The sequence below is a fragment of the Synechococcus sp. R5-12 genome (assembly GCF_047502655.1).
Taxonomy (GTDB): Bacteria; Cyanobacteriota; Cyanobacteriia; order Thermostichales; family Thermostichaceae; genus Thermostichus.
Map to the genome: position 1 here is coordinate 1 of NZ_JANSIM010000211.1, position 6696 is coordinate 6696.

The 6696-nt window shown below is 57.9% G+C and carries 6 protein-coding genes; 3 read left to right on the forward strand and 3 right to left on the reverse strand.

Annotation, left to right across the window (positions count from 1 at the left end):
- Positions 1-159 precede the first annotated feature (159 nt).
- The 3 genes from NW843_RS10950 to NW843_RS10960 form a co-directional block, all read right to left on the reverse strand.
- A complete protein-coding gene (locus NW843_RS10950) occupies positions 160-492 on the reverse strand; it encodes a hypothetical protein (RefSeq protein WP_414522952.1) in 333 nt (110 codons plus the stop codon).
- 84 nt (positions 493-576) lie between these two features.
- Positions 577-2349: an ABC1 kinase family protein gene (locus tag NW843_RS10955; RefSeq protein WP_414522953.1), complete on the reverse strand. Its 1773-nt coding sequence runs from the start codon at positions 2347-2349 to the stop codon at positions 577-579.
- Positions 2350-2484: 135 nt separating this feature from the next.
- A complete protein-coding gene (locus tag NW843_RS10960; protein WP_414522954.1) occupies positions 2485-3771 on the reverse strand; it encodes a glucose-1-phosphate adenylyltransferase in 1287 nt (428 codons plus the stop codon).
- Positions 3772-3895: 124 nt separating this feature from the next.
- Here NW843_RS10960 and NW843_RS10965 point away from each other — a divergent pair, with 124 nt between their 5' ends.
- The 3 genes from NW843_RS10965 (at position 3896) to sat (ending at position 6549) form a co-directional block, all read left to right on the forward strand.
- Positions 3896-4678, forward strand: coding sequence for a ParA family protein (locus tag NW843_RS10965; protein ID WP_414522955.1), 783 nt, complete (start codon positions 3896-3898; stop codon positions 4676-4678).
- 140 nt (positions 4679-4818) lie between these two features.
- Positions 4819-5187: a hypothetical protein gene (locus NW843_RS10970; RefSeq protein ID WP_414329683.1), complete on the forward strand. Its 369-nt coding sequence runs from the start codon at positions 4819-4821 to the stop codon at positions 5185-5187.
- A 165-nt stretch (positions 5188-5352) separates the two neighbouring features.
- Entirely contained in the window at positions 5353-6549 is a 1197-nt protein-coding gene (sat, locus tag NW843_RS10975; RefSeq protein ID WP_414522956.1) for a sulfate adenylyltransferase, read from the forward strand.
- Positions 6550-6696: the final 147 nt, after the last annotated feature.

Genomic DNA, 6696 nt, shown 5'->3' on the forward strand with positions numbered 1-6696 from the left:
CCCTACGGGTACAGTGCGGGGCTCCTGCGATTTCTAGCTGAAGCACCTTCGCCAGAGGCAGACCTGGCCCAGGATCGCAACTCAGCCGAGAGAGGATGGCAGAACCTAGAGAGGAAAGCCGCTGCCGCCTCTAGTTTGGCATGGACAGGGATCCCCTGCTCAAGGCTTTTCCTCAACAGCCCTGGAAGAGGTTTCCTTGACGAGCAATTGCGTGCGCATGGCCTGAATCGCCTCGTTTAACTCGGCAATCTTGGCCTCTAGAGTGCGGCGGGCTTGAGCAATGCGTTCTGCCTCATTTTCCCACTTCCTCCAGTCGCTGGACATGGCCGACTCACCCGAAGCACTGAGGCGCGGTCGTTCAGGGGCTACCGAGGTGCCGTTGAGACGATCCGGATCCCGGCGTTGGCCTTCGGCGGATCCCTTTCTGAGTCGAGGGGCAAGCACAAACCCAATGACCCCGCCGATGATCCCTCCCAACAGGGCGCCAGTCACTACACCCGCAATGAAGTCACCTTTCTGATCTGCCACGCTTTTGTCCAGCTCAATAACAATAAACTTGAGTCATCTTCTTCCGTTCTACCTTTCCTGTCCCACTCCTGCCAGCAAATCCGACCAAGGTTGAGGTAGCCGCCAGCGGCTGAGATGTTCCAGATGGGCTTGCACCTGATCCCTGAACTCGGCAAGCGTGTGTTGCAGATCGCCGGTCGAGGGTAGGGATCTCAGCGTTGCCTGCCAGAGGTAAGCTGGGGAAAGTTCAGGGCTGAGCAACTGCCACAAACGCTGCAGCTCCTCAAAGTGAAGGCGATCATCTTCTGTGAGGGAAAGCACCAACTGGCGACGCAGATCGCGGGCCTCTTCCGACATCAGGTAGCGCAAACCCGTTTGGGCGGTGGGTAACCAATCCAGTTCCCCATCGCTGCGGGCAATTTGAATCAGGTTCTCCAGGCGGTTCCAGCGGAACTTGCCGTCTTTGATCAACACTTGCAGCAGCCGTTGGCGAATACGTGGCGATTCATCCGTCAGCAGGCGCTTGGCCACATAGGGATAGGCCACACCGACGATGCGGAACTGGGGATAGAGGCTGAGGGCTACTCCCTCTTGGGTCACCAAAGAGCGGATCACCAGAGCAAAGTGGGAGGGCACCTGAAAGGGGTAGCGGTACATCAAGTCGGAGAACTGATCTGTGGCCGTTTTGAAGTTAAAGTTGACCACCTCTTGGGTCAGCACGTCTGCCAGCACCTTTTCCAAGGCGGGGATCAGCTCTTGGCGGCCGACATCCGACTGCAAAAAGCCCAGATGAATAAAGTCATCGATCAGGGCGTTGTAGTCGCGATCCACCAGGTGAACCAGAGCATCCACCAAGTACTCCTTCATTTCCTCGGTAAGCTGATCCATCATGCCGAAATCGATGTAAGCCAAGCGACCATCGGCCAGGGCGAACAGGTTGCCCGGATGGGGATCCGCGTGGAAAAAGCCGTATTCCAGCAATTGCTTGAGGGCAGCAACCACCCCGATACGCACCAATTGTTTCACCTCCAGGTTGGCTGCTCGAATGCGCTCCACATCCGTCAGCTTGATGCCGTCGATCCACTCCAGGGTCAGAACCCGGCGGCTGCTGTAGGCCCAGAAGATGCGCGGCACGTACACATCCGGATCGTCGCGGAAGTATTCGGCGAAGCGCTCGCAGTTTCGCCCTTCGTGCAGGTAGTCGATCTCTTCAAAAAGCTTGCGGCCAAACTCATCCACCACCGCCGTCAAAGTACTGCCCAGGTTTAAGGGCAGCCAGGGGCCCAGCCATGTCGAGGCCCAGCGAATCAGGTACAGATCCAGGCTCAACTGCTCTCGCAGATGGGGTCGCTGCACCTTCACCGCCACCCATTCGCCGCTGTGCAACTGCGCTTTGTAAACCTGGCCCAAACTGGCAGCAGCCACCGGCTCTGGAGAGATCTGGGCAAAGATCTCGGCAATCGGACGGCCCAACTCGGATTCGATGCGGGCAAATGCTTGCTCGGAAGGAAATGGCGGCAGTTGATCTTGCAGTTGGGTGAGTTCTTCTAGGTAGTCTTTGCGCACCAGATCGGGGCGGGTGGAGAGGGCCTGCCCCACCTTGATGAACGTTGGCCCCAGGTCGGTGAGCAGCTTTCGCAACTGCACCGAGCGCCGTCCCACATTGCGATCAGTGTGGCCCCACAGTTGATCCCAGCGCAAACAGAGGACAAACCACAAGAAAGGCCAGAGAATGGCCAGCGCCCGACCGATCACTTGGGGCAGGCGCCAGCGGTAATAGCGGCAGATAAATTGCGGATCGTAAACTTCCAAAGTGGCAATGGGCGAAGTTCTACTAAACACACTCCAGCGATCTCACAGTCTTTTGTTTTGAAGCTCTTGGTATCCATCTTAACAGAAAAAGCCTCGCCGTTTCTGCGCAAGGGCCTGTCAGCCCCATCCTGCCCCCTTCTCGGCCAGGGCCGGCCTGTTTCCCCCTCAAATGATGGTGTTGTCCGGGATCACCGAGTCTTTGATGATGGTGACGATGCCGTTGCTGATCCAGATCCCTTCCTCTTCCCGCTGCGCTTCGGTGACGTGATCCTTGTTGAGGATGCGGACATTGCGCCCAATGCGGGCATTCTTATCCACGATGGCGTTGACAATGTGGGAGTTGGCCCCGATGCCCACCGGTGGGATCCCTTCCTCCAGCCTGGCCTGCCGCTCTTCTGCCGACTCGTAGTAATCGGCTCCCATCACCAGGGTGTTTTCGATGATGGTGTTGGCCTCCAAGCGGCTGCGAATGCCGATGATGGAGTTGCGAATTTGGGCGTTTTTGATGATGCAGCCATCGGCGATCATGGAGTTGACAATCTGGGAGTCGAGGATTTTGTTGGGGGGCAAAAAGCGCGGGCGGGTGTAGATGGGCATTTCGCTGTCGAAGAAGCTGAAGGGCGGGTTGGGCTGCTGCACCAGTGCCAGGTTGGCCCGGTAAAAAGCCTCGATGGTGCCGATGTCTTCCCAGTAACCCTGGAAGAGGTAGGCTTGCAGATGGTACTTGCCGATGGCTGCCGGCAGCACCTCTTTGCCAAAGTCGGTGTGCTCCTTGACTTTGAGCATCTCGATCAGAGCTTCTCGCTTGAATACATAGATGCCCATGGAGGCGATGTAGGGCTTGGCTTTGGCTTCTTCCGGGCTGAGGCCGAGGGCTTGGGTGTCCACCTGACAGGCTTTCAGCAGATCTCCTGTTGGCTTTTCCTTGAAATCGACGATGCAACCGTTCTCGCCAAGCTTGAGCAAGCCAAAACCCGAGGCCACTTTTTCTTCACAGGGGAGCACCGCCAGCGTCACATCGGCTCCCACCTGCCGGTGATGCTGGATGAAGGGGCGGTAGTCCATGCGGTAGAGGTGATCCCCAGACAGGATGAGGAAGTCCCGCGGCTTCCAAGAGTCCATCAGCCAGAGGTATTGGCGGACAGCATCGGCGGTGCCTTGGAACCAATCGGGATTGTCAGGGGTTTGTTGGGCCGCCAAAACGTCCACAAAGCCGCCTGTGAAGGGGGACAAGCGGTAGGTGTTGACGATGTGGCGGTTCAGAGAGGCAGAGTTGAACTGGGTGAGGACGTAGATTTTTTCGATGTCGGAGTTGATGCAGTTGCTGACCGGGATGTCGATGAGGCGGTATTTGCCGGCCAGGGGCACAGCGGGTTTGGCGCGGCGCTTGGTCAGGGGATAAAGTCGTGTGCCACGCCCACCTCCCAAGATGATCGCCAGTACATCGCGCATGGTTGTCCTCCACCAGGCTACACCCAATAGCATAGACTGCTGCGGGGCCACCTCAACGGCTGTCCTGTCGGATCTGGCCGGGCTGCTCGGAAAGGGGAACAAGTTGGCAAAACGGGGGGAGCTGATGGCGCGCATCCTGGCCTTTACCAACAACAAAGGGGGCACTGGCAAGTCCACCCTCTGCGTCCACGCGGCTCAGTTGACGGCCCAACGGGGATACCGAGTTCTGCTCATCGATCTCACGTCCCAGGCCACCGCCAGCAACCTTTACCTGGAAGGGGCCGGATCCCTGGCGGCACTGGAAACGGCTTGGGCCAGCTTACACCCGCAGCACCAACGTCCTCTGGAAGAGGTGATCTACTGCACGGACAAGGGAGTGGATGTGGCGCCCTCCCACAGCACCATGGCGGAAGTGGCGGCCCAACTGGCTGCTGCCGGAGAGACGGGTCAGGATCTGTTGCAGCGCCAACTGGATCCCTTGCTGCAGGACTACGACTTCATCTTTCTCGATACGCCGGGAGAACTGAATGCCCTCACCGCCAATGCCCTGCGGGTGGCCCAGCGGGTGTTGATCCCGACACGGCTCAACCGCGCCGATTTCTCCTGCACGGAAGTGACCTTGCGCTACATTGAGGCCCTGAAAGGCCAGCTAAGCCAAGCCCGCGCCATTTTGACAATGCTGGATGACCGCTATCTGCCGGGGGGCATTTGGTCGGGATCCCATACCGGGCAATTGTATGTGCAAGCGCAACAGATTTTTGCGGATGTGCTTTCACCCGTTACTATTCCAGATAGCAGCGATTTGCGCATCGCCTTTGACTACGGCTTGACGGTGATGGACTATCGGCCTGGATCGGCGGTGTGTCAGCGGCTGCTGCAGTTTGTTGAACGCGAGGTGCTCTTGTGACCGGATCTGACCGTAGCCTCTTTCCTTCGTCGGGGGAAATTTCCCGCCGCTCCGGCGGAATTCGGCGCAAGGCCAGTGCTAAAACCAGTTCAGAGCCCACCTCCGCAGAGTCTACTCCCACAGGCGAGGAGCCGACAACGATGTCTTCTCAGTCTCCCCCAGAACCAACCCCAGAATTGCCGGAAATTGCAGCCCTCAAAAGCCAACTGGCCGAAGCTCAACAACTCTTGCAAGACTACCAAAACAAAGTCTCTACCCTGCAAGCTCAATTGCAGCAGGTTACTGCCCATCGGGACGAATTGCAAAAGGCGCTGGCGCAGTTGCAAGCGGTTGCGGACGAGCGGGCCAAAACCATCCAGGAGTTACGGAAACCCAAAGAGCAAGCCCCCATCATTCAGCCCAAACCCCAATCCTCGCCTCTGCACGCGCAGAAGAAGATCATGAATCGGCCCATCTTCGACAATGTATCAGCCACCGATGAAAGCATGCCTCCCTATCTGCTGGATTGACTGGGATGGAAGGGATCCCTAAGGGCGTGATTTGGATGGGGTCTCCACCTGTTCTGCTCCCTCCTGTTTTCAGCCCGACCTGTGCTTTTTTCCCTGCTTCCTGGAGATCCGGGATCCGATAGTTGGATATTGGATTGGATAACCTTTGTTCTCAGTGCCCTTCTCATGAGCCAATCTCCATCGACTCTCCCTGCTGGTGATGCCATTCCGCCCCACGGGGGCACCCTGATCAACCGCATTGCCCCGCCTGAGCAGGCGCAGGAGCTGCGTTCCAAAGCCGAACATTGCCCCATCCTCTATCTCGACGAGCGGGCCCAATCGGATCTGGAGATGATCGCCATTGGGGGCTTCAGCCCGCTAACGGGGTTTATGGGGCGGGAAGATTACCAGGCCGTTCTGGAAACGATGCACCTGGCCAATGGCTTGGCTTGGTCGCTGCCGGTCACCCTGCCGGTCTCCTCGGAAGTGGCAGCGGGTCTGAAAGAGGGGCAAATGATTGCCTTGGCCAGCTCCGCGGGCAAGATCCTGGGCTTACTGGAGCTGACCGAGAAATTTACCTACGACAAAACCCGCGAAGCCCGGCAAGTTTATCGCACCACCGATGAGCAACATCCAGGGGTAAAGGTGCTCTACGAGCAGGGATCCGTCTATTTGGCCGGCCCCGTCACCCTCCTGCAGCGGGATCCCCACCCTCTTTTTCCGGCCTACCAGATTGACCCGGCCCAATCGCGGCACCTGTTTCGGGAAAGAGGCTGGAAAACCATTGTAGGCTTCCAAACCCGCAACCCCATCCACCGCGCCCACGAGTACATCCAAAAATGTGCCCTGGAAATTGTGGACGGGCTATTTTTGCACCCGCTGGTGGGGGCTACCAAAAGCGACGACATTCCCGCCGATGTGCGTATGCGCTGCTACGAGGTGTTGATCGAAAAGTACTACCCCAAGGAGCGGGTGATCTTGGCCATCAATCCTGCGTCGATGCGCTACGCCGGCCCCCGCGAGGCTATTTTCCATGCTCTCATTCGCAAAAACTATGGCTGTACCCATTTCATTGTGGGGCGGGATCACGCCGGGGTGGGGAACTACTACGGTACCTACGATGCCCAACACATTTTTGATGAGTTCCAGCCGGGGGAGCTGGGCATCATTCCCTTGAAGTTTGAACATGCTTTCTATTGCACCGTCACCGGCACCATGGCCACGGCCAAGACCAGCCCCAGCCAGCCCCACCAGCGCATTCACCTCTCAGGTACCAAGGTGCGGGAAATGCTGCGCCGCGGTGAAGTGCCCCCGCCGGAGTTCTCTCGACCGGAAGTGGCCCGCCTGCTGGCCGAAGCCATGCGAGAACAGGGATCCCCCTGAGTGGCAATCAAAAAGGGCCTGGGACAGACCAGACCCTCTGTATTGAAAGTTGTATTGAAAAAAGTTGTATTGAAAGTTGAACTTGAACCAGATTCCAGTCGAGTATCAGCTAGAAATCGCAGGAGCCCCGCACTGTACCCGTAGGGT

Excerpts from the sequence above, each read along its gene's own strand:
- NW843_RS10960 (WP_414522954.1), bottom strand. The coding sequence starts at position 3,771 with ATGCGCGATGTACTGGCGATCATCTTGGGAGGTGGGCGTGGCACACGA.
- NW843_RS10965 (WP_414522955.1), top strand. The coding sequence starts at position 3,896 with ATGGCGCGCATCCTGGCCTTTACCAACAACAAAGGGGGCACTGGCAAG.
- NW843_RS10970 (WP_414329683.1), top strand. The coding sequence starts at position 4,819 with ATGTCTTCTCAGTCTCCCCCAGAACCAACCCCAGAATTGCCGGAAATT.
- sat (WP_414522956.1), top strand. The coding sequence starts at position 5,353 with ATGAGCCAATCTCCATCGACTCTCCCTGCTGGTGATGCCATTCCGCCC.